The sequence below is a fragment of the Nocardioides sp. zg-1230 genome (assembly GCF_013155335.1).
Taxonomy (GTDB): Bacteria; Actinomycetota; Actinomycetes; order Propionibacteriales; family Nocardioidaceae; genus Nocardioides.
The window spans coordinates 1-25855 of sequence record NZ_JABJQZ010000003.1 but is presented as its reverse complement, the minus strand read 5'-3'; the positions used below and the strand labels follow the sequence as shown (position 1 = coordinate 25855).

33 protein-coding genes and 1 tRNA gene are annotated in these 25855 nt (G+C 68.3%); 16 read left to right on the top strand and 18 right to left on the bottom strand.

Going from position 1 to position 25855, the window contains the following annotated elements; all coding sequences use genetic code 11:
* Window positions 1–56 precede the first annotated feature (56 nt).
* Window positions 57–848, top strand: coding sequence for a hypothetical protein (locus HOO61_RS11710; RefSeq protein WP_172258908.1), 792 nt, complete (start codon window positions 57–59; stop codon window positions 846–848).
* On the opposite strand, the gene HOO61_RS11705 is transcribed toward HOO61_RS11710, so the two are convergent.
* The gene (locus HOO61_RS11705) at window positions 826–1299 is read right to left on the bottom strand and encodes a DUF4870 domain-containing protein (RefSeq protein WP_216658870.1); all 474 of its coding nucleotides are present in this window, start codon (window positions 1297–1299) and stop codon (window positions 826–828) included. The two genes, HOO61_RS11710 and HOO61_RS11705, sit on opposite strands and share 23 nt — an antisense overlap.
* A gap of 349 nt (window positions 1300–1648) precedes the next feature.
* On the opposite strand from HOO61_RS11705, the gene HOO61_RS11700 reads away from it, so the two are divergent.
* The 4 genes from HOO61_RS11700 to HOO61_RS11685 are packed head-to-tail and all read left to right on the top strand — an operon-like array spanning window position 1649 to window position 4549.
* The gene (locus HOO61_RS11700; protein WP_172258907.1) at window positions 1649–2218 is read left to right on the top strand and encodes a transcriptional regulator; all 570 of its coding nucleotides are present in this window, start codon (window positions 1649–1651) and stop codon (window positions 2216–2218) included.
* Window positions 2215–3465, top strand: coding sequence for an MFS transporter (locus HOO61_RS11695; protein ID WP_172258906.1), 1251 nt, complete (start codon window positions 2215–2217; stop codon window positions 3463–3465). Before HOO61_RS11700 ends, HOO61_RS11695 begins: the two co-directional genes overlap by 4 nt.
* A gap of 11 nt (window positions 3466–3476) precedes the next feature.
* Complete coding sequence (locus tag HOO61_RS11690; RefSeq protein WP_172258905.1) at window positions 3477–4238, top strand: SDR family NAD(P)-dependent oxidoreductase; 762 nt, start codon at window positions 3477–3479, stop codon at window positions 4236–4238.
* Between the two features lie 11 nt (window positions 4239–4249).
* Complete coding sequence (locus tag HOO61_RS11685) at window positions 4250–4549, top strand: ankyrin repeat domain-containing protein (RefSeq protein WP_172258904.1); 300 nt, start codon at window positions 4250–4252, stop codon at window positions 4547–4549.
* On the opposite strand, the gene HOO61_RS11680 is transcribed toward HOO61_RS11685, so the two are convergent.
* Window positions 4524–5246: a VOC family protein gene (locus HOO61_RS11680; RefSeq protein WP_172258903.1), complete on the bottom strand. Its 723-nt coding sequence runs from the start codon at window positions 5244–5246 to the stop codon at window positions 4524–4526. The genes HOO61_RS11685 and HOO61_RS11680 overlap by 26 nt on opposite strands.
* 14 nt (window positions 5247–5260) lie before the next feature.
* Window positions 5261–6517, bottom strand: a complete 1257-nt coding sequence (gene rocD / locus HOO61_RS11675; RefSeq protein ID WP_172258902.1) for an ornithine--oxo-acid transaminase — start codon at window positions 6515–6517, stop codon at window positions 5261–5263.
* Window positions 6518–7181: 664 nt separating this feature from the next.
* Here rocD and HOO61_RS11670 point away from each other — a divergent pair.
* From HOO61_RS11670 to HOO61_RS11640, 7 genes are all read left to right on the top strand, one after another.
* Window positions 7182–7397, top strand: coding sequence for a helix-turn-helix domain-containing protein (locus HOO61_RS11670; protein WP_172258901.1), 216 nt, complete (start codon window positions 7182–7184; stop codon window positions 7395–7397).
* Window positions 7398–7601: 204 nt separating this feature from the next.
* Window positions 7602–7853, top strand: coding sequence for a hypothetical protein (locus tag HOO61_RS11665; protein ID WP_172258900.1), 252 nt, complete (start codon window positions 7602–7604; stop codon window positions 7851–7853).
* Entirely contained in the window at window positions 7846–8013 is a 168-nt protein-coding gene (locus HOO61_RS11660; RefSeq protein WP_172258899.1) for a hypothetical protein, read from the top strand. Before HOO61_RS11665 ends, HOO61_RS11660 begins: the two co-directional genes overlap by 8 nt.
* Window positions 8014–8016: 3 nt before the next feature.
* Window positions 8017–8496: a hypothetical protein gene (locus tag HOO61_RS11655; RefSeq protein ID WP_172258898.1), complete on the top strand. Its 480-nt coding sequence runs from the start codon at window positions 8017–8019 to the stop codon at window positions 8494–8496.
* An 810-nt stretch (window positions 8497–9306) separates the two neighbouring features.
* Window positions 9307–10092: a DUF3854 domain-containing protein gene (locus tag HOO61_RS24875; protein ID WP_172258897.1), complete on the top strand. Its 786-nt coding sequence runs from the start codon at window positions 9307–9309 to the stop codon at window positions 10090–10092.
* Window positions 10089–11192 carry an AAA family ATPase gene (locus tag HOO61_RS11645; RefSeq protein ID WP_172258896.1) on the top strand — a complete coding sequence of 368 codons (1104 nt, stop codon included), beginning with the start codon at window positions 10089–10091 and terminating at the stop codon, window positions 11190–11192. Before HOO61_RS24875 ends, HOO61_RS11645 begins: the two co-directional genes overlap by 4 nt.
* A gap of 456 nt (window positions 11193–11648) precedes the next feature.
* Window positions 11649–12122, top strand: a complete 474-nt coding sequence (locus HOO61_RS11640) for a hypothetical protein (RefSeq protein WP_172258895.1) — start codon at window positions 11649–11651, stop codon at window positions 12120–12122.
* Window positions 12123–12224: 102 nt separating this feature from the next.
* On the opposite strand, the gene HOO61_RS11635 is transcribed toward HOO61_RS11640, so the two are convergent.
* Window positions 12225–12908: a hypothetical protein gene (locus HOO61_RS11635; protein WP_172258894.1), complete on the bottom strand. Its 684-nt coding sequence runs from the start codon at window positions 12906–12908 to the stop codon at window positions 12225–12227.
* A 453-nt stretch (window positions 12909–13361) separates the two neighbouring features.
* On the opposite strand from HOO61_RS11635, the gene HOO61_RS11630 reads away from it, so the two are divergent.
* On the top strand, window positions 13362–14654 hold the full coding sequence (locus HOO61_RS11630; protein ID WP_172258893.1) for a site-specific integrase: 1293 nt from the start codon (window positions 13362–13364) through the stop codon (window positions 14652–14654).
* Here HOO61_RS11630 and HOO61_RS11625 read toward each other — a convergent pair.
* Window positions 14636–15106 carry a hypothetical protein gene (locus tag HOO61_RS11625; RefSeq protein WP_172258892.1) on the bottom strand — a complete coding sequence of 157 codons (471 nt, stop codon included), beginning with the start codon at window positions 15104–15106 and terminating at the stop codon, window positions 14636–14638. The two genes, HOO61_RS11630 and HOO61_RS11625, sit on opposite strands and share 19 nt — an antisense overlap.
* A 98-nt stretch (window positions 15107–15204) precedes the next feature.
* Complete coding sequence (locus tag HOO61_RS11620; protein WP_172258891.1) at window positions 15205–15924, bottom strand: hypothetical protein; 720 nt, start codon at window positions 15922–15924, stop codon at window positions 15205–15207.
* Window positions 15925–16022: 98 nt separating this feature from the next.
* Between HOO61_RS11620 and HOO61_RS11615 the strand changes: the two genes are divergently transcribed.
* Entirely contained in the window at window positions 16023–16217 is a 195-nt protein-coding gene (locus HOO61_RS11615; RefSeq protein ID WP_172258890.1) for a hypothetical protein, read from the top strand.
* A 39-nt stretch (window positions 16218–16256) separates the two neighbouring features.
* Window positions 16257–16721, top strand: coding sequence for a hypothetical protein (locus tag HOO61_RS11610; RefSeq protein ID WP_172258889.1), 465 nt, complete (start codon window positions 16257–16259; stop codon window positions 16719–16721).
* Between the two features lie 112 nt (window positions 16722–16833).
* Here the strand turns inward: HOO61_RS11610 and HOO61_RS11605 are convergent, their stop codons facing one another.
* The 9 genes from HOO61_RS11605 to HOO61_RS11565 form a co-directional block, all read right to left on the bottom strand.
* Entirely contained in the window at window positions 16834–17193 is a 360-nt protein-coding gene (locus HOO61_RS11605) for a hypothetical protein (protein WP_172258888.1), read from the bottom strand.
* Window positions 17194–17292: 99 nt separating this feature from the next.
* Complete coding sequence (locus HOO61_RS11600) at window positions 17293–17742, bottom strand: hypothetical protein (RefSeq protein WP_172258887.1); 450 nt, start codon at window positions 17740–17742, stop codon at window positions 17293–17295.
* A gap of 485 nt (window positions 17743–18227) precedes the next feature.
* Window positions 18228–18300: transfer RNA gene (locus tag HOO61_RS11595), tRNA-Ala, on the bottom strand.
* Window positions 18301–18352: 52 nt separating this feature from the next.
* The gene (locus tag HOO61_RS11590; RefSeq protein ID WP_216658869.1) at window positions 18353–18826 is read right to left on the bottom strand and encodes a DUF4112 domain-containing protein; all 474 of its coding nucleotides are present in this window, start codon (window positions 18824–18826) and stop codon (window positions 18353–18355) included.
* Window positions 18819–19448: a histidine phosphatase family protein gene (locus HOO61_RS11585; protein WP_172258886.1), complete on the bottom strand. Its 630-nt coding sequence runs from the start codon at window positions 19446–19448 to the stop codon at window positions 18819–18821. Before HOO61_RS11585 ends, HOO61_RS11590 begins: the two co-directional genes overlap by 8 nt.
* The gene (gene rsfS, locus HOO61_RS11580) at window positions 19445–19804 is read right to left on the bottom strand and encodes a ribosome silencing factor (RefSeq protein ID WP_172258885.1); all 360 of its coding nucleotides are present in this window, start codon (window positions 19802–19804) and stop codon (window positions 19445–19447) included. The genes HOO61_RS11585 and rsfS overlap by 4 nt, the downstream gene beginning before the upstream one ends.
* Entirely contained in the window at window positions 19801–20460 is a 660-nt protein-coding gene (gene nadD / locus HOO61_RS11575; protein ID WP_367650135.1) for a nicotinate-nucleotide adenylyltransferase, read from the bottom strand. The genes rsfS and nadD overlap by 4 nt, the downstream gene beginning before the upstream one ends.
* 4 nt (window positions 20461–20464) lie before the next feature.
* The gene (locus HOO61_RS11570) at window positions 20465–20611 is read right to left on the bottom strand and encodes a hypothetical protein (RefSeq protein ID WP_172258884.1); all 147 of its coding nucleotides are present in this window, start codon (window positions 20609–20611) and stop codon (window positions 20465–20467) included.
* Window positions 20612–20640: 29 nt separating this feature from the next.
* Window positions 20641–21891 carry a glutamate-5-semialdehyde dehydrogenase gene (locus HOO61_RS11565; RefSeq protein WP_172258883.1) on the bottom strand — a complete coding sequence of 417 codons (1251 nt, stop codon included), beginning with the start codon at window positions 21889–21891 and terminating at the stop codon, window positions 20641–20643.
* Window positions 21892–21929: 38 nt separating this feature from the next.
* Between HOO61_RS11565 and HOO61_RS11560 the strand changes: the two genes are divergently transcribed.
* Complete coding sequence (locus HOO61_RS11560; RefSeq protein WP_172258882.1) at window positions 21930–23477, top strand: hypothetical protein; 1548 nt, start codon at window positions 21930–21932, stop codon at window positions 23475–23477.
* Window positions 23478–23540: 63 nt separating this feature from the next.
* Here the strand turns inward: HOO61_RS11560 and HOO61_RS11555 are convergent, their stop codons facing one another.
* The 3 genes from HOO61_RS11555 to HOO61_RS11545 all read right to left on the bottom strand — a co-directional run bounded on the left by HOO61_RS11555 (window position 23541) and on the right by HOO61_RS11545 (window position 25761).
* Window positions 23541–24494, bottom strand: coding sequence for an electron transfer flavoprotein subunit alpha/FixB family protein (locus HOO61_RS11555; RefSeq protein ID WP_172258881.1), 954 nt, complete (start codon window positions 24492–24494; stop codon window positions 23541–23543).
* A 13-nt stretch (window positions 24495–24507) separates the two neighbouring features.
* The gene (locus HOO61_RS11550; protein ID WP_367650134.1) at window positions 24508–25290 is read right to left on the bottom strand and encodes an electron transfer flavoprotein subunit beta; all 783 of its coding nucleotides are present in this window, start codon (window positions 25288–25290) and stop codon (window positions 24508–24510) included.
* Between the two features lie 168 nt (window positions 25291–25458).
* Complete coding sequence (locus tag HOO61_RS11545) at window positions 25459–25761, bottom strand: hypothetical protein (RefSeq protein WP_172258879.1); 303 nt, start codon at window positions 25759–25761, stop codon at window positions 25459–25461.
* Window positions 25762–25855: the final 94 nt, after the last annotated feature.

The following is a 25855-nucleotide window of genomic DNA, read 5'->3' as shown; positions in this document are numbered from 1 at the left end:
GAAGAAGGAGCTGCTCGTGCACGGCACCAGCATACCTCCCCGGGATACTGCACGGCATGAGCGCTGACCTGAGCAGGTACGACGACTGCCTGCGGCTCCTCACCGAGCTCCCCCGCCACGTGCCCGCCCTGCAGGTGGTCGTGGTCAACGGATCCGCGGTGACCGGCGGCTGGGACGAGCACTCCGACCTCGACGTCGAGGCCTGGTGCAGCGGCGACGCCGCGACGACGTACGACGCCGTGCTCGCCCTTGTGCGGCGCGAGCTCGACGTCGACCACGTGTGGGAGCTGCCAGAGGCCACGTGGCCCACCGGCCGGCAGTGCTTCATCCACCTCCAGCCCGACGCCGCCGACCTGTCCCGCCCGACGCGCCTGCTCGACGTCGTCATCCAGACCACGCCGGAGCGGCTCACGATGGACACCCGCCGACACGGCGTACCGATGGTCCTGCACGACCCCGACGGTCTCCTGCTGCTCGAGGACGACGACGAGGCGGAGATGCAGGCGCAGCGTGCGCAGGTCGTCGACCAGGCGACCGCACGCCGGCAGACCGGGGCGTGGCTGGTGGAGCGGGCGATCGCGCGGGGCGACCTGGCCGAGGCGACGGGCCTCCACCTGCGCTTCGCCGTCGAGCCCCTGGTGCGGCTGCTGCGGGTCCGGCACTGCCCGGCACGCCACGACTTCGGGCTGCGCTACCTGCGCACCGACCTGCCCGCAGGCACGGCCGAGCAGGTGGAGGCGCTGCTGCCCGGACCCGGTCTGTCGGACCGGGCCCGGGCGGCGTTCGCCTGGCAGGACGAGCTGCTGCGCGAGCTGACCAGTGAGGTCAGCGGACGAACTGCGGGGTGAACGGCGGGTTCCACCACTCGCCGTTGTAGGCCTTCACCGCACCGATGACGTGCATGATGCCGGCCACGACCGGGGGCACGAGGAAGACCGGCAGGAAGACGACGAAGCCGATGCCGAGGGTGACGAGGCCGAGGACGACGTAGAGCACCGTGGCGACGACGAGCCAGATGAACATGGAGATCTGGACGTTGATCGAGTTCGCCGCGTGCGCGCGGACGAAGGGGCCACGGTCCTTGTAGATGACGTAGACCGCGATCGAGGCCAGGAACCCGAGGAAGCCGGCGGAGCAGATCATCGCGACCACGGCGCCGGCGTGGCTGATCGCGCCCCAGGTGCGCTCGTCCTGCGGGGACATCGTCGTCGGGACGGCGCGGTATGCGCTCTCCGGCTGCTGGCCGTAGGCACGCGTCGGGTCGCCCGCCTGCGGGTCGGTGGGGTACTGGTCGGACATCTCACTCACTCCTCGGGCGGGCCGGGTGCCCGCTCCCTTGTCGATGACAAGCCAAGCACGCCGGTGGGCCGGAATCATCCCCTTCCGGGGTCGAGTCAGGGTGGCCTCAGGGGCGACCGCGGGACCCTCCTCGGACAGACCCGCGGCGGCCCGGGGTAGTCCAGTGAGGACTGGCTGCCGGGCCGGGGTAGTCCAGCGAGGGATGGTCGTCGTACGCCTCCAAGACCGACCACAGCCCACTGGACTACCCCGCGCTGCGCGGCCCGCCCGCCCCAACCGTCCAAGAAGTGTTTGACAGTCGGCCACTCCGTCGCCCACACTCGCTCCCCAACGACTCGTGGAGGGTGAGATGGACGAGGCCGACTCCGAGGCAGTGGCGCGGCTGCGCGCGACGGCGCACCCGGTGCGGCTGCGCATCATGTCGCTGCTCACGGCCGAGGCGATGAGCGCCGCCGAGGTCGCCCGCGCGCTCGACCTGACCCACGCCAACGCGTCCTACCACCTGCGCCAGCTGCACGACGTCGGCGAGCTCGTGGTGGAGAGCGAGGAGAAGATCCGCGGCGGCGTCGCCAAGCGCTACCGGTACGACGCCGCGCGGGAGGTCGCGGACCGCTCGAGCGCGATCGACGACCGGATCGCCTACGCGCGCGCCAGCAGCGTCGAGGTCGAGCGGCGGCTGCGGGACGCAGGGCGCGGGTCGGGCTCGTCGAGCGACCTCGAGGCCTGGGTGCCGCTCGAGGCATGGCGGCGCGCCCTCGACCTACTCCACGAGGCGTCCCACCTGCTCCACGCCGAGGCCCGGCCGGCCGGTACCCCCGACACCGTGCACATCAGCCTCACCACCAACGCCTTCACGATGTCCGGCGGCCTCGAGGGCGACGAGGCCCGCTGGGCGCCGGGACGGGAGACCGACCGATGACCTGGGCCTCCGCGATCGCGCCCCTGCGCAACCGCAACTTCGCGTGGTACTTCGCCTCACGCCTCGTCAACACGCTCGGCAACATGATGGCCAGCATCGCGCTCGCGTTCGCCGTGCTGGACATCACCGACTCCCCTGCTGCCCTCGGCCAGGTGCTGGCCGCCCACACGATCCCGATGATCGCGCTGCTGCTCTACGGCGGCGTGATCGCGGACCGGTTCCCGCGGACCCTGGTGCTGCAGTTCTCCAACCTCGCCTCCGCGTTCAGCCAGGGCGCCATAGCCCTGCTCGTGCTGGCGGGTGAGGCCGACATCTGGATGCTGGTCGCGCTCTCCATCGTCCACGGGATCGTGTCCGGCATCGGGTTCCCCGCGATGGCCAGCGTGCTGCCACAGCTGGTCGAGCGCTCGGAGCTCCAGCCGGCCAACGCCCTGGTCTCCCTGACGCGCAACGGCATGATGGTGCTCGGACCCACGATCGGCGCCCTGCTGGTCGTCACGGTCGGCTCGGGCTGGGCCCTCGCCGTCGATGCCACCACCTGGTTGCTCGCCGCACTGCTCCTCATGCCGGTGCGCCTGCCCGCCAGGCCGCCCCGGGCCGAGGTGCCCGACACGCTGCGCGAGCTGCGGGAGGGCTGGTCCTTCTTCTGGGCGACCCCTTGGCTGTGGATCGTGGTCGTCGGCTTCAGCGTGCTCAACGCGATCCACGCGGGCGCCTGGTCCACGTTGGGGCCGGCGGTCGCCGACGACACCATCGGTCGCCAGGCCTGGGGCATCGTGCTGTCGGCTGAGGCCGTCGGCCTGCTCCTCACCACGATCGTCCTGCTGCGCGTACGCCTCGAGCGACCGCTGCTGCTCGGCATGCTCGGCGTGGCGATGATGGCGCCGCCGATGCTCCTGCTCGGCGTCTCCCCCACCCTTGTCGGCCTCGTCACCACGGCCTTCCTGGCCGGGGCCGGGATCGAGGTCTTCGGCATGGGCTGGAACCTGGCGATGCAGGAGAACATCGAGGACGGCATGCTCTCGCGCGCCTACTCCTACGACGCCCTCGGCTCGTTCGTGGCGATACCGGTCGGCCAGCTCGCCTACGGCCCGCTCGCACTCGCCTTCGGCTTCACGCCGGTCCTGGTCGCCTCGGCGGTCGCGTACGTCGCCGTGGTCGCCCTCGTGCTCTGCTCCCGCTCCGTGCGCGACCTCCCGCGGGCGCCGATGACCCCCGTGACGAGGGTGACGAGCGGCACGTCCTAAGGTCCGGGGGCATGAGCGTCATGGATCTCTTCCGCCTCGACGGCAAGGTCGTCATCGTCACCGGCGCATCGAGCGGGCTGGGTGTCGCGTTCGCGCACTGCTTCGCCGAGGCAGGCGCCGACGTCGTGCTCGGAGCCCGCCGCGTCGACAAGCTCGAGCGGGTCGCGGACTCCGTCCGCTCGACCGGCCGGCGGGTGCTCACGGTTGCGACCGACGTGGCTGACCCCGAGCAGTGCCAGCGGCTCGTGGACGAGGCGATGGCGAAGTTCGGCCGGGTGGACGTGCTCGTCAACAACGCCGGCGTCGGCACGGCCGTTCCTGCCACCCGCGAGACGCCCGAGGAGTTCCGCTCCGTCATCGACGTCAACCTCAACGGCTGCTACTGGATGGCCCAGGCGTGTGGCCGCGTCATGCAACCCGGGTCGAGCATCGTCAACATCTCCTCGATCCTCGGCCTCACCACCGGCGGCCTGCCGCAGGCGGCGTACTCCGCCTCGAAGGCGGGCCTCGGCGGCCTCACCCGCGACCTGGCCCAGCAGTGGATGGGCCGCAAGGGCATCCGGGTCAACGCTCTCGCGCCGGGCTTCTTCTCCTCCGAGATGACCGACACCTACCCCGAGGGCTACCTCGACAGCGTGATGACCCGCGTGCCGGCCGGCCGCAAGGGCGACCCGCACGAGCTGGCCGCAACCGCAGTGTGGCTGGCCTCCGACGCCGCGGGCTACGTCACCGGGCAGACGATCCCGGTCGACGGCGGGCTCACGATCGCCTGAAGGGGGGGCTGATGTCCCACGGGGACTACAAGGCGTTCTTCGCGGCGGCCTGCGCCGGCGACGTCGAGCTCGTCCGCCACCACCTCGACGCCGGGGTGGACGTCGACTTCGTCCATCCGGAGCTCCAGTCAACCGCGCTCGTCGCCGCCATCGAGGAGGGTCGTGCCGAGGTGGCGCTGCTGCTCCTCGACCACGGCGCCTCCCCGACGCTGGTCTCCCCGCTCGAGGCGATGACGCCACTGGAGGCGGCCCGGACCGCCGGGCTCGAGAGAGTCGTCGCCCGGCTCAGCCGCGCCGCGCCGGCCACCTGACGAGGGCGACCCCGTCGAGGACCACGGCCGGTCCGCCGTCCGTCCCCGCAACCGTGAGCTCCAGCGTCACTGCCGGCACGGAGCCGTCGTCGTCCCACACCATCGACCAGCGCGCCGAGCCGTCGTCACGAGGCTCGCCGACCTGGAGACCCAGGCCCTCACCGTGCCGGACCGGGTCGAGCCCGAGGGCGACCAGCAGGTCGCTGACGCGACCGGGGTCGGGAGGCGTCAGCACCAGCGACTCCACGACCGGACCGTCGGGCGGACCCGCACCCATCGGGGTCATCCACTCGATCAGGAACGGCAGCGAGCCGTCGTACGGCCCCGGGCCGACGTCGCAGACCCGCCACTCGAGCAGCTCGCCGTCGGGCGTGCGGCGCGAGCCGGGCACCGGCGGGCCGGGCTCGAAGCCGGCTGCCAGCAGCGACGTACGGGCCTCGTCGAGGTCGTCGACCGCCACGGCCCACGAGATCGGCCCGCGCGCCGAGCGGATGCGGTCGAGCCACGGGTTCGACTCGTCGCGGCCGGCCGCGATCAGCTCGACGTACGCCGCGCCGGGACCGCGCACGAGCACGTTCTCCGTGCCGACCGGGTGCGCTCCCCCGCGCTCCGCGGACAGCCCGGCCGCGCGCCAGCGGGCGGCCGCGTCGTCGAGGTCCTCGACGGCGACGACGAGGTGGTCGAAGCGGGCGGCCATCTCCTCGGAACGGGTCAGGAACGGGCGGCGGCGAGGATCTCGGCGACGGCGGCGATCAGCCCGGCGATGTCCTCGTCGCTGGCGACCAGCGGCGGGGCGAAGCGGACGGTCGAGCCGTGGGTGTCCTTGGCGAGGATGCCGCGCGCCATCAGCGCCTCCGACATCTGGCGACCGGACATGAGGGTCGGGTCGATGTCGATGCCGGCCCAGGCGCCGCGGACGCGGACGTCGGACAGACCCTGGCCGACGAGCGGGCCGAAGCCGGCCCGGAGCTGCTCGCCGATCTCGGCCGAGCGCGCCTGGAAGGTGCCCTCCTCGAGCATGGCGACGACCTCGGTGCCGATGGCCGCGGCGAGCGGGTTGCCGCCGAAGGTCGAGCCGTGGGAGCCGGGGGTGATGACGTCCATGACCTCGCGGTCGGCCGCGATCGCGGAGACCGGGTAGATGCCGCCGCCGAGCGCCTTGCCCATGATGTAGATGTCGGGGACCACGTCCTCGTGGTCGCACGCGAACGTCTTGCCGGAGCGGGCCAGGCCGGACTGGATCTCGTCGGCCACCATCAGGACGTTGCGCTCGGTGCACAGCGCGCGCAGGTCGCGCAGGAAGCCCTCGGGCGGCATGACCACGCCGCCCTCGCCCTGGATGGGCTCGAAGAGGACGGCCACCGTGGTGTCGTCGATGGCCGAGGCGATCGCCTCGATGTCGCCGTACTTCACGCCGCGGAAGCCGGTGGTGAACGGGGCGTAGCCAGAGGTCGCCACGTCGTCGTCGGAGAAGCTGACGATGGTGGTGGTGCGGCCGTGGAAGTTGCCCTCCATCGTGATGATCGTGGCCTGGCCGGCGGGCACGCCCTTGACCTCGTAACCCCACTTGCGGCTGACCTTGATCGCGGTCTCGACAGCCTCGGCGCCGGAGTTCATCGGCAGGATCATGTCCTTGCCGGTCAGCCGGCACAGGGCCTCGGCGAAGCCGCTGAGCTTGTCGTTGAAGAACGCCCGGCTGGTCAGCGTGAGGCGGCCCAGCTGCTCGCGCGCGACCGCGACGAGACGCTCGTTGGAGTGGCCGAAGTTGAGCGCCGAGTAGCCGGCCAGGCAGTCGAGGTAGCGCTTGCCGTCGACGTCGATGACCCACGCGCCGTCGCCCTCGGCGAGCACCACGGGGAGCGGGTGGTAGTTGTGCGCTGCGTAGCGCTCGGTCGCCTCGATGTGGGAGGCGGTGCGCTCGGAGATCTGGGCGGGGGTGGTGCCCGTGGAGACGTCGGTCGCGGTCATGGGCACATGGTGCCACCGAGCCCGTCCGAACGCCGAGTCCACGCCTCGCCGGCGGATCGGGGACTTCCGGCTCGCCCTGGGCGAGCCAACGTTCCCCGATCACCGAAATGCCAGAAGGCCCGCGGGTGTCCGCGGGCCTTCTGTGTTGGTGGAGCTGAGGGGACTCGAACCCCTGACCCTCTGCATGCCATTGCGACAGAGCCGCTTGGTGTTCGTGCAGGTCAGGGCCGATTCCACGCTCGGAACGCTGAGTCCGAGGTGAGCCGCAGACCACGGCAGACGAGCGCCGACGAGGGGTGGCCCGTGGTCTAGAAGTGGTCGAGTTGGGTCAACCGGGGTCAGCGTCGGACAGATTGCTTCCAACTGCGATCCGGAGGCCTCGGAAGCCTTGGCGCGCGGGTCGGAGCCTGCCTCGATGTCGGCCTGCTGTCAGAACAGAACGGCGTATCCCAGTCGGTCGGTCGCACGTCCGAGGAAGATAACTGGGAGGTAGTGCGGCGCTGGTTGATCAAGTCCGGAGCGACACGGGCGATAGGTCAGTCGGAACCCTTGTGACTGTTCGACTGTGTGGGTCCTGAGTTCTCCAGAACGGACGCCGGGCAGAGCCAACCGGCTCGTGTCCGGCGTCTTGCTTTCTGGCGCGAGCCTTCCGAGAGGAAGCCCCATGGATCTGACCAAACCGCTCATTCGCGTCGACGCAAGGACGACACCGAAGGACGGCGACCACCCGCTGTCGCTGGCCGAGCTGCTGCACGTCAGTTCGAAGACGGCGTGGCGGATTGTGCGCGACGGGAAGGTGCAGTCCGTCAAGGTCGGCGCTCGTCGCCTCGTCCTGCCCGAGAGCGTCGAGGCCTACCTCGCCCAAGGCGGCGACGCCTGAGGGCTGCCCGGTTCCTCGTCTCCCCACGATGCAGACGGGGTTCCGAGCACCCTCAGATGCGCTGCTTCTTGACAACTAAACATTGACCTCGGCCATATGAAGCAATTTATTTCCGAGCCCCAAATGGATGCCCGTATTCCCTAGGTTTATGCCATGCGGTAACCAGCAAGCCGCAAGGCACTAGGCAAAGGAGGAATGCGAGATATGCCAAAGAGTCACAGCGACTTTCCGATCAATCTGACATTTCGGGTGTCGATCAAGCAACGCGACTATCTGAACGAAGTTGCGGCCATGCACGGGATCACTTCGAGCGACTACTTGCGGGCGCTGCTCGATGCAGCTCTTGTCGCGGAGGCGAAGTCCACCATCGGCGCTCGGGGGGCGGACGACGCTACGGCGGTCGCCCGCGCCCAGGAGGTCATTCACGAAGCGATGGAAGGGGTCCCCGATGCGTGAACTCGAACAGATCCGCGAAGAGCTCGACCGGACGTATGACTACCAGCTCAAGGCCGAGGACGCGGTACTCGCTCAGCGTCGACGCACCAAGGAACTTGAGGACATCTACGCAGAGGAGCGGGCTGGCAACCAGTCGCTCCCGCCACACCTGAGGGGCTGACCGATGGACTACTACGCACAACAGGCGTTCCAGATGAGGAACGTGCCCGGCCTCAGCATCGCTGACAACAACTTCATCGCAACGTGGGAGGCGAGGGCTCGGGCGGCAGACGAGCAGCGGGTTCGGAGCGAGATTCGCGACAGCCGAGCACGCGACCAGCAGAAGGCCAAGGACGTCCTTGCTCGCCTTGACGGCCTACAGGAACGACTGGTCGCTGTCCGCAAACAGGCCGAGCGCAACGAGGTGCCGTGGAAGGACTTGGCGAAGCTCCAGAAGCGGCTGATCAACGAGCGCATCACCTTGGAGAAGGTGCTCGAGTCTCTCCAGTCCGTCGAGGCCAAGCGACAGGCGATGGACGAGGACCCGGTCGGTTACCTGACGGAGTTCTACTCCCGCTTCCCCACGCTCAACGACCGCAGGCCGAGCCTCGCCGTTGACCTCGCCGAGGACCAGCGGAAGCGAGGTGCGGCGGCCCTCATGTGACATCCGGACGCTCCGGGGCTAGGCGGAGCGCCACTCATCCGAACTGAACCCGGTGACCCCGCGAGGACGCGCCAACGAATCTCGCGGGGCACCATCAAACACACGGGAAGGTGTGTGGTTAGCGTGCCTAGCCAGCGTAACGCCCAAGAGCCCCCACTCACGTGGGACGACCTGAACCACATCCAGGACAGTCACGGTGTCCGACCGACCGGGGTCAAGCCACGGAAGTCGGTCCGCCTGCTGCACGAGGTCTACACCGCGTGGGAGGAAGAGCAAGGGCTTCGCTCGGGTCGCGGATACCTGATGCCCGTCCATCTGCTGAGCGGTCGGACTCGCCAGCACCTGCGAGCACGAGGCCGGATGGTCGACCGACTCGCCCTCCGAGCGCTGATCCTCGACGCGCTCAACGACCCCCGCAGCGGCCTCACCATCGAGCCGCGACCCTTCCGCCGCTCCGCGGCCTGAGTCTCCGAGCGGGTGGGGTGTTTTCGTAACGCGCCAGCCCCGCCCGCTCGGTCCTATCAGGGGTGCGGCTCAGCCGCGCATTCAGGGGACGCCCTCAGCATAAAGAAGATCCGGCCCCACCGGACGGGTCAGAACGGTGAGGCCGGAAGTTCGCGGTTGATTAGGCCGCAGGCGTGAAAGGAAGAAGCGCCACGGCCCATTGTTCCACGGTCTGTCAGCGAGAAAACCTCTCGCCTGAAATTGGTTGGAGCAGGGCAATGAATTTTGAGCCCGGATAAGGGGCTCACATTCCGTAGGCTGGTGCCAGCCGACGTGATTAGCGGCAATAACGCGAAAGGAATCGACGTGAAGAAGCTCGCCCGACGGCATTATCGAATGCTGGTTGACGAGAGCGGGATATCACCCGAGGTAGTGAAGCAGCGGGGCTATCGCACGATCCGCGACCCGGAGGAACTTCGCGAGTACGGGTTCCGCCCTCGCGTTCACTGGCGAGGCAGCGAGAGGGGTCTACTGATCCCTCTGCATCCCCCGACTCCTGCCCCCTCCCTGACTCCGTCACCCGCGATCTACCGGCCCGACGTGCCAATCGTTGATCCGGAGTCGCAGCGCCAGTTGAAGTACCTCGCTCCGAGACGGGCCCGGAACTACATCGACGTCCACCCGTCGATGCTTGAGCGGCTTAAAGACCCGGGCGTTGGAGTGCTAATCACCGAGGGCCACAAGAAGGCTGACGCTGCGACGTCTCGCGGGCTCGTCTGTCTCGGACTCTCGGGCGTGGACAACTTCGTGTATCGGCCGCGTAGCGAGAGCGGCCGTCCGTACTCGTACTCGGTGCCGTGCGACGAGTGGGGTCACTTCCCTACGGAGCGCGCGTTCACCATCGTGTTCGACAGCGATCAGGTCACTAACCAGAAGGTGCAGGAAGCTCGGCAACGCCTCACCGGCTTCTTGCTGCGCTTGGGTGCCCGGGTGTTCTGGGCCGACCTGCCTGCCGGACAGAACGGGGCCAAGACGGGGCTAGATGACTACTTCGTTGCTGGGCACACCGTCGGCGATCTACGGGCTCTGGTGAGGCCGTCGCACAGGAGGGGGCCGCAGGGAGAAGCGGGCTCGGGACAGGTCGCGTCGTGAGCAATAAGGGCAACTCTCAGAGCGCCCACGCGACGCTCCTCAGCAAGGAGCTGGGTCGACTTCGCGTGAGGCAGGAAGCGGCGCGCATCCTGGCTGAAGAGGAAGCCGAGAAGCGCCAGATCGTGCTTCCGAGGCTGACGTTGGCTGAGGCGCTTGCCCGCCCGCGACCAGACGAGACGCCCCATCGCATCGAGGGCTTCCACGAAGTGGGCCACAGCACCACGATCACGGCTCGTTTCAAGACGGGAAAGACCACCCTCGGCGGAAACATGCTCCGCAGCCTCGCGGACGGGGACGACTTCCTCGGTCGCTACTCGGTGATCAAACCCAGCGGCCGGATCGGGTTGCTCAACTACGAGCTGACCGACTCGGACATGCTCGACTGGCTAGAGGATCAAGGCATCCGGAAGCGCAAGCGCATCGCGCTGCTGAACCTGCGCGGAGTGCCGTTCAGCCTCGTCGGCACGCGCAATCAAGAAGAGCTCATCAAGTGGTGCTCGGAGATGGACGTTGAGGTCCTTCATCTCGACCCGCACCGTCGAGCGTTCAAGGGCTTCGGTAGCGAGAACAGCAACGACGACGTGAACGCCTTCACCGACGTGCTCGACGTGATCAAGGAGGAGTCAGGAGTCAAGGACTTGTTTCTCTACGTACACACCGGGCGAAGCGAGCAGGGCTTCGGTGAGGAGAGGTCGCGTGGCGCAACAGCCCTCGATGACTGGGCCGACAATCGCATGATCCTTGCCAAGGACGAACATCAGGATCGCTTCCTCTACATGGAAGGCCGCACGGGCTCCGGCTACGTGCCCGAGTTCAAGCTGGAGTACGACCGCAGCACGCGTCGACTCACGGGGGCTGACGGCAACCGCCGAACCAACGGGATCGACAAGTGGAAGCCCGAGATTCTCAACGCCCTAGCAACGGTCGAAGGCAAGGGCGCGATCGTCGGCGATCTGGAGAAGCGACTCAACGTCACGAAGAAGGGCGGACTCAGCGGAGCGCTGTCGAGCTTGGAATCCGAGGGGCTCATCGTTCGAAAGAAGATCGGTCCTTCCACGAGGCAGTGGCTCAAAGAGCACGCTCCGAAGGAGGAGTCGTGACGCCTTCCCGCCTTCCCTCCGCCTTCCCTCCCTTCCCCTCCGTGGCTGCTGGAGGGAAGCCCTTGATTCCCTCCCCTCCGCCCCTTAGGGGGAGGGAACAAGGGGCTACCTCCCAGCGCACAGCCACATATCGGCTTCTTACTTCCCTCGACCGCAGGAGTCAGTAGTCATGACCACCAGTAGGCACGCGTCGATCCGAGACCTCGTCTGGGGCTGGTTCGAATCAGACGGGCGGCCGACGCTCCTGTTCAGCGATCTGAGCAAGGGGCTCTGCGGTAAGGGTCGCGTCATCAGTCGACTCTCCTCCTCCCCACGGCAAGCACTACGAGACGCGCTGCACGAGCTTGAGGCCGAAGGGCTCGTCTCACTCGCGCCGGCGAACGTCGGAAGGTACGGCAGACCAGGACTTCGCATCGAGGTGATCGGCCTCGACTCAACCCATGAAGAGAGGAACCTATGAGCAAGCCGAGACGACGTGGCGGGGCGTATCCGCAGAAGGTCCGATGTAAGGCGACGAACCGCTGGGGCGAGCAGTGTGCCAAGTGGGCGATGAAGGGCAGCGTCGTGTGCAACAAGCACGGCGGAGCAGCACCTCAGGTCAGGCGCAAGGCTCAAGAGCGCATCCTCATGGCACAGGACGACGCGGCATCGATGCTCGTCAAGGCGATGGGCGACAAGCGCATCCCGTTCTCCGAGCGCCGCAAGGTCGCTGAGTTCCTGCTGACCTATGAGAACCGCAACGAGGTCAAGGTCATGATCGAGCCGTGGCAGGAGGCCCTCGACGGAATCCTGGTCGACGTCGGTGACGACATCGTGGACGCCGAGATTGTTGAGGAGACCCGCGCTATTCCGCCATCCAACGTCGAGCGGCTGCCTTCCCTGCTCCACGACCGGCCACCGCACCCGCTACCCGGCCCACGGCTGCGCTAGTCACCGACGAGCATCGGCGCATTCGGCCTTAGAACGTGGGACCAGCCCCGATGTGGGCACCGAGGCCGACCCGCATTCGCTCACCCCGCAGATCGGCTGTCGCTATGCGACCTGCCGCCACATCCCACAGCCCTCGGCATGGAACGAGAAGTCCGACGCCGAGATGGTGGCCTCTACCCGAAGGCCGCTGGAGATGAAGTTGTTGTCGATGATGTTGCCTGCGGAGTCAAGACGCTCCCAATAGCAATTCTCGACGTTCTCGGTGAAGTATGTTCCGGGCTGGACACCCGTTCCGACGCGATAATTGCCGTCGCCGAAGGCGCGGCCTTCCTTGATCGCCGTCTGTAGAACACCGACGTCAGCGATACGTGACCTGATCGCGGCAGCATCGGGATGGTTGGGGCAGAGCAAAAGGGCTTGCTGCGCTTCCTTGACCTGTCCATCTCCCACGGGCCACTCGTTCATCGTCCAGTTGGTGCCGTGCTCCACACACTGCTCGTACGGAATTCGGAGTGTGTACTTGTCTGGCTTCTTGTCGGCGTCGTTGAGCGCCTGCTCGATTCCAGACACGGGCTCCAGGCGACCTCCGTACGACTCGCAGTACACCGTCGGCCCGAACGCTCCCCGCTTCTGCGGTAGAGGCGTGTTCCAAACTTCCTTCCAGTTCGGCTTGACCCGGTCGATGAGAAACCGAGTCCTGCCGCCCTTGACGTCGCAGACAACCTCGATCGACTCCGGAACGTCGGCCAGCGGGTTGTTCGGGTAGACGTCCTGATCGTCTGGCACGCCGTCACCGTCCTTGTCCGGAGGTGGCGGGGCTGGCTCCGTCGTCTCGGTGTCGGAGGGCTCGGCAGACGGGGTAGTGGTGGCGCTTGTGTCTGCATTCGCCTCCTTTGAGTCCCCCTCGCCACCGCATGCCGATAGGGCAGACAGACAGACAACCAGCACCGTCGCAGTCAAGGAACGCATGACAACGATCTTTGCCGATACCTCGGCCTCCCGCTGGCGAACGCCGCTTCCCGACTGCTCCCGTGGTCTCCTCGTTGGTCTCCTGACGCGCTGAAGCGCGGACTCCGCTGGTCAGACGACGAGTGCGGTTCTGCCAGCGCAGCAGAGGGTCGCCCTCCCCTCACTCCACACGGAGATGGAGCAGCAGAGGTCCTTTCGATCCCTGCCCTTCGTTCTGTACGCCTTGTCGGCCCTCGACAGCAGAGGGTCATTCACCGATAGGAGATTCACATGGCACCTAAGAAGCAGTACGTCGGCCCAGTCCCGGGAGAGAAGGGCATCCGCTACCGGCACAGGAAGGACGACCCGTTCACGCTGCGCGGATATGAAGTGCGATACCGCGATCCGAACACCATCTCCAGCAACGGCGAGGCGATGGTCCGAGGTAGGACCTTCCGCACCTTGAAGGAAGCGAAGGCATTCCAGATCAGCACGGCGCAGGCGATCAGCAATCGGACCTACATCAGTCCGGATCGAGGCGCGGTCACGTGGGCGACGGTGAGCAACGAGTGGCTCGACGCGTTCGGCGAAACTCTCCGACCGCGGACCGTCTCGGGCTATCGCCACCTTCTGAGTCGCCACCTCAGCCAATGGGACAACGTCGCCATCTCCGACATCAGCCGCGAGGACGTTCGCCGGCTGATCGAGAACATCCGCAAGCCTCGCCCCGCCCGCCTCTCCCCCACGGGCAAGGTGCTCGCGAAGGGCAAGCCCAACGGATTGAGCCAGGAGACTGAGCACAAGATCTTCAGCGTCGCGCGGTCAGTATTCGCCTACGCAGTGGAGGAGCGGTACATCAACGAGGCTCCGACGGAGCACTTCCAGAAGCGGCTACGCAAGATCAGTGGGAAGGACTTCGAAGCTCGCCCGCTGACGAGGCACCAAGCCGAGGCGATCATCGGCCACCTGCCGGAGGGTCGCTACCGGCTCTTCGCGCTACTGGCGTTCTGGACGGGCTTTCGACCGGGCGAACTGGCGGGTCTCCGAGTCCGCAACGTCGACCAGTTGCGGTGCCGCGTGCAGGTCGAGGACACCATCCAGGACCTCAACGGCGTGCTCAGCGTGGGGCGAACGAAGACGGTCAAGTCCAAGGGTCGGGTCGTGCCGGTGCCTAAGGCAGTCATGACTGAGTTCTGGTCCTACGTCGAGGATCGCCGGCTTGGCGCTGACGACTTCGTGTTCGCGGATCAGGGCGAGTTCTTCGTCTACAAGATGTTCGCCCGCAGGCAGTGGAAGCGGGCAGTCAAGGCCGCTGGCTTCACCGACGAGAACGCGCCTCGTGTGTATGACCTCCGGCACTCCTTCGCGAGCCTGCGAGCCCAAGAGGGCGTCCCTCCCCACGTCTTGAAGGACTGGATGGGCCACACGTCGATCAAGACCACGATGGACGTCTACACGAAGGTCTATCAGGACGACCCGAGCATGGACGCAATCGTTGAGCGGCTTTACGGCGGGGGTAGAGACGACGTGGTCAGCATCGCGCCCCTACCGGACAATGGACGGCCTCAGGGGACGACCTTGTAAACGCTGGGAGGTAGTCCGGCGTCGAGGCGGTGATCAATCAACACGTTGTACGCAACGGCCATACGGCGGATCGGTGGTGCGACCGCGTTGCGCATGGTGTCGAGCGCCCGTGCAAAGAGCTCTGGATCACGGAGAAAGTTCCGAGCACTCCCGCCCGCCTCGGTGTTGAACTCCTTGGCGGCGTTTCGAATGATGCGCAGGTCGTAATCGAGGGCATCACCCTGCTCTACACGTGCCAACTCTCCAGTCATGATGTCGCGCACTTCCATCATCGAGACGCGACAGAACTCCGGGTCTTCCTGCGCCACCGCTCCGTAGAACACCTCACGGATCTCTATGTCGGCTAGCACCCGACGAACGATCTCGCGATTCGTGGGCAGATATTCCCACTGGATCGACCACGGACCGACGCCAGTAATCCGAATTCGCTGCCCACCGAAGTTCAAAGCCATCCGCGGATTCTAGGCACATCGCCTACGCCAGCCGAGGGTCGCCACGCTCGACCCGAGCGTGACGGACCCAGCGTCGACCACGGCTGCGACCACGGCGGCTAGCCAAAGCGCCGCTTCAACCGCTCTGTCTCGAACTGCCAGAGTCGCTTGACGCCACCCTCGCGGATCATCCGTCGGGCCTCGTAGAAGTGATCCCACCGCTCCTCACGGCGGTCATACCTCAGCCGGTCCGTCGAGACGACCTTCAGGCCGTTGTGCGAGTTCCACTTGTTGAGCGTGTCCCGCACGTTGCGGACGGCATCCACTAGTTCGGCAGCGTTGTCCCTTGGTGCAGTCGTGTGCTTGTAGGGCTCAAGGTCAAGGAGCAACGGCGGGTCGTCGTACTCCTGCTTCCCGGTCATGTCGGTGTACTTGACGTGAGCCGAATATGAGAGCGGGACGTCAGCGCCGTCCTTGAAGAACTCTGGCCCTGTGCCCATAGGGAGCCTGATGACTCGGCCAGGAGCCATCAGGGGAATCGGAGATTCGAAGATGCTGAAGTCCGGCACGCGCGCTTTGACGGTGGCTTGCAGGGGCTTGTCAAAGGTCACCCGAACGTCACGAGCCGGGGTCCGACCAATGTTGCGGACCTCCAGCGCAACGAAGAAGCCCTTGAAGTACCAATCCACTAGCACGTAGGGCCGGTGCTCCAACTCTCGGAGCCGACGAGATTCGCCCAACTGCCGGAGCGCGATCACCCCGAGAACAATGTAGACAACGACCGCTCCGACCGCGCCGAATGCAGCCCACTCTGCTGCGCCCCACTTCGTCACATCCATGAGGAGCAAGGTAGTTGCCAGCTCCGACATCGTTCGTGAGCCCAGAACCGCGCCAATCATCTGTGTACTGGTCCGCAGGACCAACGAAGGAGACCGCCATGCCCAAGGCACCGACCGCCGCCTACCGAGACGGCCTGACCATCGGACAGCTCGCCCGCGAGTGGGAACGCTCGCCCGACTTCGTCCGCAGCCAGATCGCGGACGGCAAGCTCGCGACCGACGAGCGCGGCTGCATCACCATCAAGTCGCTCCGCGACTTCTATCGGGCCCACCCGCACCCGCTGGCCGGGTGACCTGACCCAAGGCCCCGAGCCTCGTGTTCAATGCCAAGCATGAAGCTCCACACGGGTCAGGTCGGTCCGGCAGGCGAACACTTCGTCGCGGCAGAGATTCACCGGCGCGGCGGCTATGCCGTCACCTTCAGCGGCAACATGAAAGGGATCGACCTGCTCGCCAGCGATGCGGAGCATCTCCGCAAGATCGCGATTCAGGTAAAGACCAAGACGGCGGGCAGTTGGCACGCCAACGTGGCGCGCGACGCGCATCCCCGGCAAGAGGACCCGACAGAAGAGAAGTTCTGGATCTTCGTCGACCTCGGTCCGGAGCATCCCGACTTCTACATCGCGCCCGCTTGGTGGGTGGAGAACGACATTCACGAGCACCACGCGGCCTATCTCGCTCGCCACGGCGGTCAGCGAGCACGCGGTGGCACCAGTCAACACCACGCGATCACGAGCAAGCGATTGACCAAATGGAAGGATCGCTGGGACGTTTTGGGCATCTTGCCGGTGGGCTAACTGCGCCACGTCAGCCGACACGGCCCCTTTCGGCCACTAGACCGAGGAGCAGGGGTCGGGTGGCCCGAGGGGCCGACACACCGCTCTTCACGCGCCAGAGTCGGCGCAGCGGCTATCGCTGCCAGTGCTGCCAGCAGGCCTCGCGCTCATCTTCGGCGTCTCCGACGAACGCGTCGCCGACCTCCCCAACATCACTGCGAACGACCAGCGACGCGAGCGACGGCTCATCGCGTCGGAAGCAGTCCTCGCTGAGCACGTCCAGCGCCGGGCCGAGCCCCTGCGGCAGGTATGCGTTGTCGGTCGCGACCGCTGCATCCTTATACGTGACCGTTGTTCCTCGGCGAGCGGCATCGACGAGGACTGGGCGCAACTTTGCTAGCGCGTCGTACATGTTCTGCGTGACCCGGATTTCTTTGTTGTTGCGCGCCGTGATGAGGACAACCTCGTCTAGCGACACCTTGAGATCAGTCATCCGTCCATCATTCCTGAGTGCAGGGAATTACGTCGTCAAAGAGAGGCCAGCCCGTAGGCCAGCCCCTCTCGGAGTCGTGCTTTCAGTTGTGACGGCGGCTCACGCCTTCTTCGCCTCCACGGTGTGGACGATGACCTCGCGGGCGCCCTTAGTCCACGCCTTGTCGTGGTCACCAGCCTCCACCGCGTGGGCGAGGGCGAGGTTCGTCAGGAAACGTCGGGCGGTCGCAGTGGACACCTTCAACGACTCGGCAATGCTGTCCACGGTCGCGCCACCCTCCCGCATCTTCGCGACAGCCTCGGCCTGCTTCCGCTCCTCCGTCCCCACGGCGAGGTAGGGAAGCGAGCGGGTCGTCTTGTTGGCGCGGACCTTGATCAGCGCGGCCTGCCCAGTCGTGAGCGCTTCGATCAGGGTCTTGGGCTCAGGCTGCGGCTCGGACTCCTTCTTCGCGGTCGCCTTGATCTCGACCGGCTCGGGCTTCTGCTCTTTCGGAGCAGCCTTCGCGGCGGGCTTGCGGGTCGCGGACTTGCGGGTGGTCGTGGCGCTCATGGTGGCCTCCTGGCCTCTCGTGGAGACCCGCTCTGGGCCTCCGGTGAGAGCAGGCTGCAGAAGATCGCACGAGAAGTTCAGACGCCCTCGGGAGGGGGCAGAGGCGATCAGGGCACGACTTCGGCGACCACCTGCGGAAACTCCCTCAGAAGATTTCTCGTGGACTCGTCGCCGTCATCACCCGCACCCGACTCCCGACTCCGACTCCCGACTCCGACTCCGGCCCCCTCCCGTCACCAGAACGCCGACGGGTGGCGTGCCCACCACTACCGACACGCGGGCGTTCGGGCAGCTCCCCAACGCCACCGGACATCGGCTCGCGGCAACACCAGCGGCATGACATGAGGTTGGGGCGGGTCACGGGCATGTGAAGCGGCCGACCAAGCCCGACCCGTGGTCTGCGCCGTGGTCTCCCGCTCATCTCGACCAAATGAGAATCGGCGGCCTCCCCGCGTTTCTGCAGGTAGACCGCCGATTCCTTCTTGTGGAGCTGAGGGGACTCGAACCCCTGACCCTCTGCATGCCATGCAGATGCGCTACCAGCTGCGCCACAGCCCCAACAGCGCAGAACATTAGCCGACACCCGACCGGCAGGTGAAATCGGGGTCCCCTACCCCGTGACGAGGCGCCAGAGCAGCCAGATCCCGAGCACCGTGACGGCCAGGCCGGCGAGCACCGGGACCAGCATCAGCGCCACCGCACCGACGACGTACGCCGTGCTCGGCGGCTCGCGGAGCGGCTGGCGCTCGACCTCGCGGAGCAGCAGGCGGAGGTTCTTGCGGTTGGCCCGGTGGGCGACGTCGAGGAGGTCGCCGACGCCCGGGACCAGGCCCAGCAGCGCGTCGACGACGAGGTTGAGCCCCATCCACGCCAGCACCGGCATGGGCACGCGCGCCCGGATCGCGTCGCGGACGATCATCCCGGACAGGGCGCTTCCGACGACGTCGCCGATGCCGGGCACCAGCCCGATCACCGCATCGAGGCCCAGCCCGATCCGGGTGCCGGGCACCGTCACGGCGTCGTCCATGACCTTGGCGAGCTGCCGGCTCAGGGCGAGGTCGACCTCGCGGGCGCGGTCACTCACCCGCGACCCGGTTCCAGGCGGTCAGGCGCCACCGCACGACCCCTCCGGTCCAGGTCGAGGCGGAGTGCTCGAGCACGATCCAGCCGCAGTTGGCGAGCACCCCGAGGGACTCACCCACCTCGTCGTGCCACTCGAGGAAGGCGGGCACCGCGACCCGCAGGGCTGCGCCGTGGGACACGACGAGGCCGGTCTCGCCGTCGCCGAGCGCGTCGGCGTACGACGCCAGGGCCGGCAGGAAGCGCGCCAGCACGTCGTCGGGGGTCTCCCGCCCGGGGATCGCCTCGACGTCGCCGGCCACCAGGGCGGCGTGCTCCTCGGGGTGGGCGGCGGCGTACTGCTCGTCGGTCAGCCCGACGCGGTGCGGGCCGATGTCGAACTCGCGCAGCCGGGCGTCGAGCACCGGCTCGAGCCCCGCCTCGGCCGCGACGACGGCGGCGGTGCCGGCGGCGCGGGCGAGGTCGGAGGACCACACCGCGACCGGGGACAGGGCCGCCAGGACGGGCGCGACGGCCTTGGCCTGCGCCTCACCGACCTCGTCGAGGGGTACGTCGGCGTGGCCCTGCGCGCGACCCGTGTCGTTCCACGCCGTACGGCCGTGGCGGAGCAGGACCAGGCGCCTCACGCGAGGGTCAGCGGGATGAGCGGGCAGTCGCTCCAGAGTCGCTCGAGGGCGTAGAAGGACCGCTCCTCCTCGTGCTGCACGTGGACCACGATCTCGCCGTAGTCGAGGAGCACCCAGCGCCCCTCCTTGTGGCCCTCGCGGCGGATCGGCTTGGCGCCGGCCTCGCGCAGCTTGTCCTCGACCTCGTCAACGATGGCCTTGACGGCCGGCTCGTTGGTCGCGCTGGCCAGCACGAAGGCGTCGGTGATCGCGAGCTGCTCACTCACGTCGAAGGCGAGCACCTGCTCGGCCTTCTTGTCGTGCGCGGCCTGGGCCGCGATCTCGACGAGCTCGATGGCGTGGTCGGTGGCAGTCATGCAGTGTCCTTGCTGGTCTTCGTGCTCGTGGTGGTGCTCGTGGTCGTGCTGGCGGTGTAGAGGTGGTGCTTGGCGATGTACTGGACGACGCCGTCGGGGACGAGGTACCAGACGGGCTCGCCGCGCCGCTTGCGCTCGCGGCAGTCGGTCGAGGAGATCGCCAGGGCGGGGATCTCGACCATGGTGACGCGATCGGCGGGGATCTTGGCGAGCGCCTGGGGGTCCATCTCGTAGCCGGGGCGCGTGCAGCCGACGAAGTTGGCGAGCTCGAAGAGCTCCTCGACGTCGCGCCAGGTGAAGATGTCGGCGAGGGCGTCGGCGCCGGTGATGAAGAACAGCTCCGCGTCGGGCATCTCGGCCTTGAGGTCGCGCAGCGTGTCGATCGTGTAGGTCTTCCCGGCCCGGTCGATGTCGACGCGCGAGACGTAGAAGCGCGGGTTGGCGGCGGTGGCGACCACCGTCATCAGGTAGCGGTCCTCGGCGCCGGTGACGACGCGGTCGCTCTTCTGCCACGGGTCGCCGGTGGGCACGAAGACGACCTCGTCGAGGTCGAACCACGCCTGCACCTCGGACGCGGCCACGAGGTGGCCGTGGTGGATGGGGTCGAAGGTGCCGCCCATCACCCCGACGCGGCGCTGCCCCACGGGACCGGTCACCGGATCAGCTGTGCTCGCGACCGCCACCGAAGGAGACCACGGCCAGCAGCAGGACGAGCAGCAGCGCCAGGGCGATGGCACCCACGACGTAGGGGTGGACGGCAGGCTCGCTCTCGGCCTCGGCGGCCAGCGTGATGACGGTGCTCAGCATGGCGTCACCCTACCGGCACCACCGGTGCGTCACCTGACGTGGCCCTCGCCGACCACGACGTACTTGCTCGACGTCATCTCCGGCAGCCCCATCGGGCCGCGGGCATGCAGCTTCTGCGTGGAGATGCCGATCTCGGCGCCGAAGCCGAACTCCCCGCCGTCGGTGAAGCGGGTGGAGGCGTTGACCATCACCGCGGCCGAGTCGACCGCGGCGACGAAGCGCCGGATCGTGGCCTGGTCGCGGGCGAGGATCGCCTCGGTGTGACCCGACGACCAGCGGCGGATGTGCTCGATGGCTCCCTCCACGTCAGCCACGACGGCCGCGGAGATCTCCAGCGCCAGGAACTCCGCCGCGTGGTCCTCGTCGGTCACGGGCACCACGTCGTCGTACTCCGCGAAGGCGGGGTCGCCGTGGATCAGCACCCCGGCGTCCTGGAGCGCCTCCACGACGAGCGGCAGGAACTCGTCAGCGACGTCCTCGTGCACGAGCAGCGACTCGGCGGCGTTGCAGACGCTGGTGCGGTGGGTCTTGGAGTTGAGCACGATCGCGAGGGCCTGCTCGAGGTCGGCCGAGGCGTCGACGTAGACGTGGCAGTTGCCGACCCCGGTCTCGATGACCGGCACCGTCGACTCCTCCACCACGCTGCGGATCAGGCCGGCCCCGCCGCGCGGGATGAGCACGTCGACGAGCCCGCGGGCCCGCATGAGCGCCTTGACGCTGTCGTGGGTCTCCCCCGGCACCAGCTGTACGACGTCCTCCGGCAGGCCGCTGCCCGCCAGCGCGCCGCGCATCGCGGCGACGATCGCAGCGTTGCTCGACCGGGCGCTCGACGAGCCGCGCAGGAGCACCGCGTTGCCGGCCTTGAGGCAGATCCCGGCAGCGTCGGCGGTGACGTTGGGGCGGGCCTCGTAGATCATCCCGACCACGCCGAACGGCACCCGCACCTGGCGCAGCTCGAGCCCGTTGGCCAGCGTGCTGCCGCGCAGCACCTCGCCGACGGGGTCGGGCAGGGCGGCGACGTCGCGCAGGCCCTGCGCCATCGCCTCGAGCCGGGAGTCGTCGAGGCGGAGCCGGTCGACGATGTTGGCGGGCGTGCCGCCCACCTCGGCGCGCGCGACGTCCTCGGCGTTGGCGGCCAGGATGTCCGCGGAGGACCCGACGAGGGCGTCGGCCATGGCGTGCAGGGCGGCGTCCTTGGTCGCCCTCGTCGCCGTGGCGAGCTCATGGCTGGCGGTCCGGGCCCTTCGCGCCACCTCGTGCACTGCCGCCTCGCTGCTCATGCTCTCCAGCGTAGGCCCGGCGGGCCTAGGGTGGCGCCATGTCTCGCATCACGGGGGTGATGGTCGCGCTGGCGACCGCAGCGGCTGTCCTGACCGGCTCGACCGTGGGCGCCTCGCCACCCGCGCCGGCTGACGTCCCGGGGGTGGACGACCTGCCGCGGGAGATCGAGGGCGGGGTCGAGCTGACGCTGGCCGACGGCGACCTCTTCCGCGTGTGGGTGGGCCGGGGCCAGCGCGCGGTGTGGAGCAAGCGCCTCGACGCCACGACGGGTGTCTGGAGCGGGCGCCGGGTGGTGCTGCGGGAGAAGGATCTCGCCTGCGGCAGCGTCGAGGCCCGCACGAGCAACGGCGCCGTGGCGGTCATGGCGGCGTGCAGCTCCGCGAGGACCTACGCCGAGGACCAGGCCCCGACCGGCTCCCACGCCCTGTGGTCGGCCGACACGGTCACCTGGTCGTCGTACGAGCTCGAGGGCGAGGCCTACGACGAGCCCGGCATCTCCCCCGACGGGAGCAGAGCGGTGTGGCCGGAGCTCCGCGGCTACGTCACCTGGGGACCGGAGGGCTTCACCCGCCACGCGCTCAGGACTCCGGGCCGGGAGTACACCGCGACCGCCACCATCACCGACGCCGCCCAGGTCTCCTACCTCTACGGGGCCGACGTCGCCCCGCGCCGCTGCCGCCTGCTCGTGCTCACCCGCACCGGGGACGTGGCGCCCGCTCGGCAGGAGGTTTCGCTCGACGATGCCTGCCAGGACGCCAGCTTCGCCAACGTCGACTCCGACACCGCCTGGTTCGGCGACTTCAGCGACCCCGGCCGGGTGACCGTCATCTCACGAGCCGACGCGGTCTCGCCCTGGGCCGTCACCGCGATCGCTCCGGCCGCTGCTCCGGGGCTCGACGCTGCCGACGGCCGGCTCTCCACGCGCTTCTTCACGGCCCCGGGGCAGGGCCTGTACGCCGTCGGCTCGGCGGGGCGTCGCGTGGTGCGGGCCCAGGCCTACGACCGTGCCAGCCAGACCTGGGGCGCCCCGACGATCGCGTACGACGCCGGCCGCAGGCGCTGCGCGTGGGGCGACAACTGGTGGGCCGAGCCGCCGGGCGTCCTGATGGCCGCCCTGAAGTGCGGCGGTCGCCATGTCGTCCTCACCGTCCGCGACGGCACCCCGTGGCAGGCGCTGCGCATGGGCCGGCACCCCTACGGCCTGTCGCCCGACGGCCGCTACGTCGCCGTCCCCGGTCGCACCCGGACCCACGTCATCTCCCCCGAGCGCGGTGTGGTGACCCTGCCGGGCGGGGTGGGTGGTCGGTGCGACGTGGTGGTGCCCGACGGCCCGGAGGCCGCGGTCCTGCTCACCTCGGCCGGCCGGCACCGGGGGTGGCCCACCGTGCTGAAGGCGTCCACGGCGGACGGGTGGCGGACGCTGTCGCGCACCCGGCTGCCGACCTTCCCGACGGACTGCCTCGGGGCCCGCTCGTCCAACTTCGAGCTGCCCTACCGCTTCGACCTCTTCGCGAGGTGGACGGGCTACACCGTGCGGCTCGTGGAGGACGACGGCGAGTGGGCGGTCCGGCGCACCCGGCGTTGAGCCCGGACGCACGACGACCCGGCAGGGTCACCCTGCCGGGTCGTGCGCGTGATGCGTTGCGGGTCAGCCCTTGCGCGCGGTGATCTTCTCCGTGGCGGCGGGCAGGACGGTGTGGAGGTCGCCCACGACGCCGAAGTCGACGAGCTCGAAGATCGGCGCCTCGGGGTCCTTGTTGACCGCGACGATGGTCTTCGAGGTCTGCATGCCGGCGCGGTGCTGGATCGCGCCCGAGATGCCGTTGGCGACGTAGAGCTGCGGCGAGACCGTCTTGCCGGTCTGGCCGACCTGGAAGGCGTGCGGCATCCAGCCCGAGTCGACCGCGGCGCGCGAGGCACCCACGGCCGCACCGAGGCTGTCGGCGAAGCCCTCGACCGGCTCGAAGTTGCCGCCGGTGCCACGACCGCCGGAGACCACGATCGCGGCCTCGGTCAGCTCCGGGCGACCGGTGGACTGGCGCGGCTGGGTGGCGACCACCTGGGCGGTCTTCGCGACGTCGCTGATGGTCGCGGCGAACGCCTCGACCGCGGCGGCACCTTCCGCCTCCTCGGGGGCAGCGGAGTTGGGCTTGACCGTGATGATCGGCGTGCCGGTGGTGACCTTCGCCTGGACCGTGTAGTTGCCGGCGAACACCGACTGGGTCGTCGTGCCGTCGTCGGCGACGTCGACGGCGTCGGTGATCAGGCCCGAGCCCAGCTTGATCGCCAGGCGACCGGCGACCTCCTTGTTCTCGAACGTCGAGGGCAGCAGGATCGCGGCCGGGCTGGTCTTCTCCGCCAGCTGCTGCAGGGCCTCGGCCTTCGGCGCGACGAGGTAGCCCTTGATCTGCGCGTCGTCGACGACGTACACCTTCGCGGCGCCGTACTTCTTCACCTTCTCGGCCACGGCGTCGCCCTGGTCGGGCGAGCCGAAGAACACCGCGACGGGCTCGCCGAGGCGACGCGCGATGGTGAGCAGCTCGTAGGTCGGCTTCTTGACCTCGCCGTCGGCGTGGTCGATGACAACAAGAACCTCAGACATCTCTGGCTGCTCCTCAGATGAACTTCTTGGACGCGAGGAAGTCGACCAGCGCGCCGGCGCCCGAGCCGTCCTCGTCGGTGACGATCTCGCCGGCGGTGCGCGGCGGGCGGGCGGTGGTGTCCTCGACCTGCGTGTAGGCCACGGACAGGCCGACCTGGTCGGCGTCGAGGCCGAGGTCGGTCAGCGACCACGTCTCGAGCGGCTTCTTCTTCGCCGCCATGATGCCCTTGAACGACGGGTAGCGGGCCTCGCCCGACTGGTCGGTCACGCTCAGCACGATCGGGAGGGTCGCGCCGATGACCTCGGTCGAGCCCTCGTTGTCGCGCTTGATGCGGACCTGGTCGCCCTGCGACTCCACGACCGACGCGAGCGTCACCTGCGGCATGCCGAGGCGCTCGGCGAGCATCGCCGGGACGACCGAGCCGGAGGCGTCGGTGGAGGCCATGCCGCAGACCACGAGGTCGGCGCCGGAGTCGGCCTTGACCTTCTCGATCGCCTTGGCGAGCACCAGGGAGGTGCCGAGGTAGTCGGAGCCGGCGATGGCGTCGTCGACGACGTGGACGCCGGAGTCGGCACCCATCTGGAGCGCCTTGCGCACCGCGTCGACGGCCTTCTCGGGGCCGACGGTCAGCGCGGTGACGGTGATCTCCTCACCCTCGCGCTTCTCCCGGAACTGCAGCGCCTGCTCCACGGCGTACTCATCGAGCTCGGACAGCAGGCCGTCGACGCCAACGCGGTCGACGGTGTTGTCGTCCTCGAACTTGCGGTCGGCCGTGGCGTCCGGCACGTACTTCACACAGACAACAATGTTCATGGTGGTGTGGCCTCGCGGCCCCTCCTGTGCACTCGGATGTGGCTATGAGGTTACTGGTCGGTCAACGACGACCGGAATGGCGATCGGGGTGCAGTCGCTCACAGTGACACTGTCACGGTCGGTCCGCGACCCCGCCCGCTCCGGGCGCCGTCAGGGCTTGATGATGCGCTCGAGGACCCGTCCCACCACCAGCCACGCGATCGCCGCGAGGCCCCAGTTGAAGAGGGCGTTCTTGACCTCGGCACCGTCGCCGCGGAACTGCTTGATGCCGTCCTGGCGGGAGAAGATCCCCAGGTCGGCCCACGAGGCGCCCCTGAGGATCGCCTGGACCAGCTCGTTGGACTTGTTGGCGTCCAGCGCGATCAGCAGCGCCCCCACCGCGAGCAGCAGTGCGGCGAACGCGCACGCGAGCCACACCAGCTGGGCGAGCGTCGCCCGGATCTTCGTCGTCACGTGGTCGTGTTCCTCTCGGTGGTGGGGCGCGGCGGGGGCCCCGGAGGGTGGCGTGGGCGGGGCGGTGTCAACGGACGGGGGGGTGGCGGGGGGG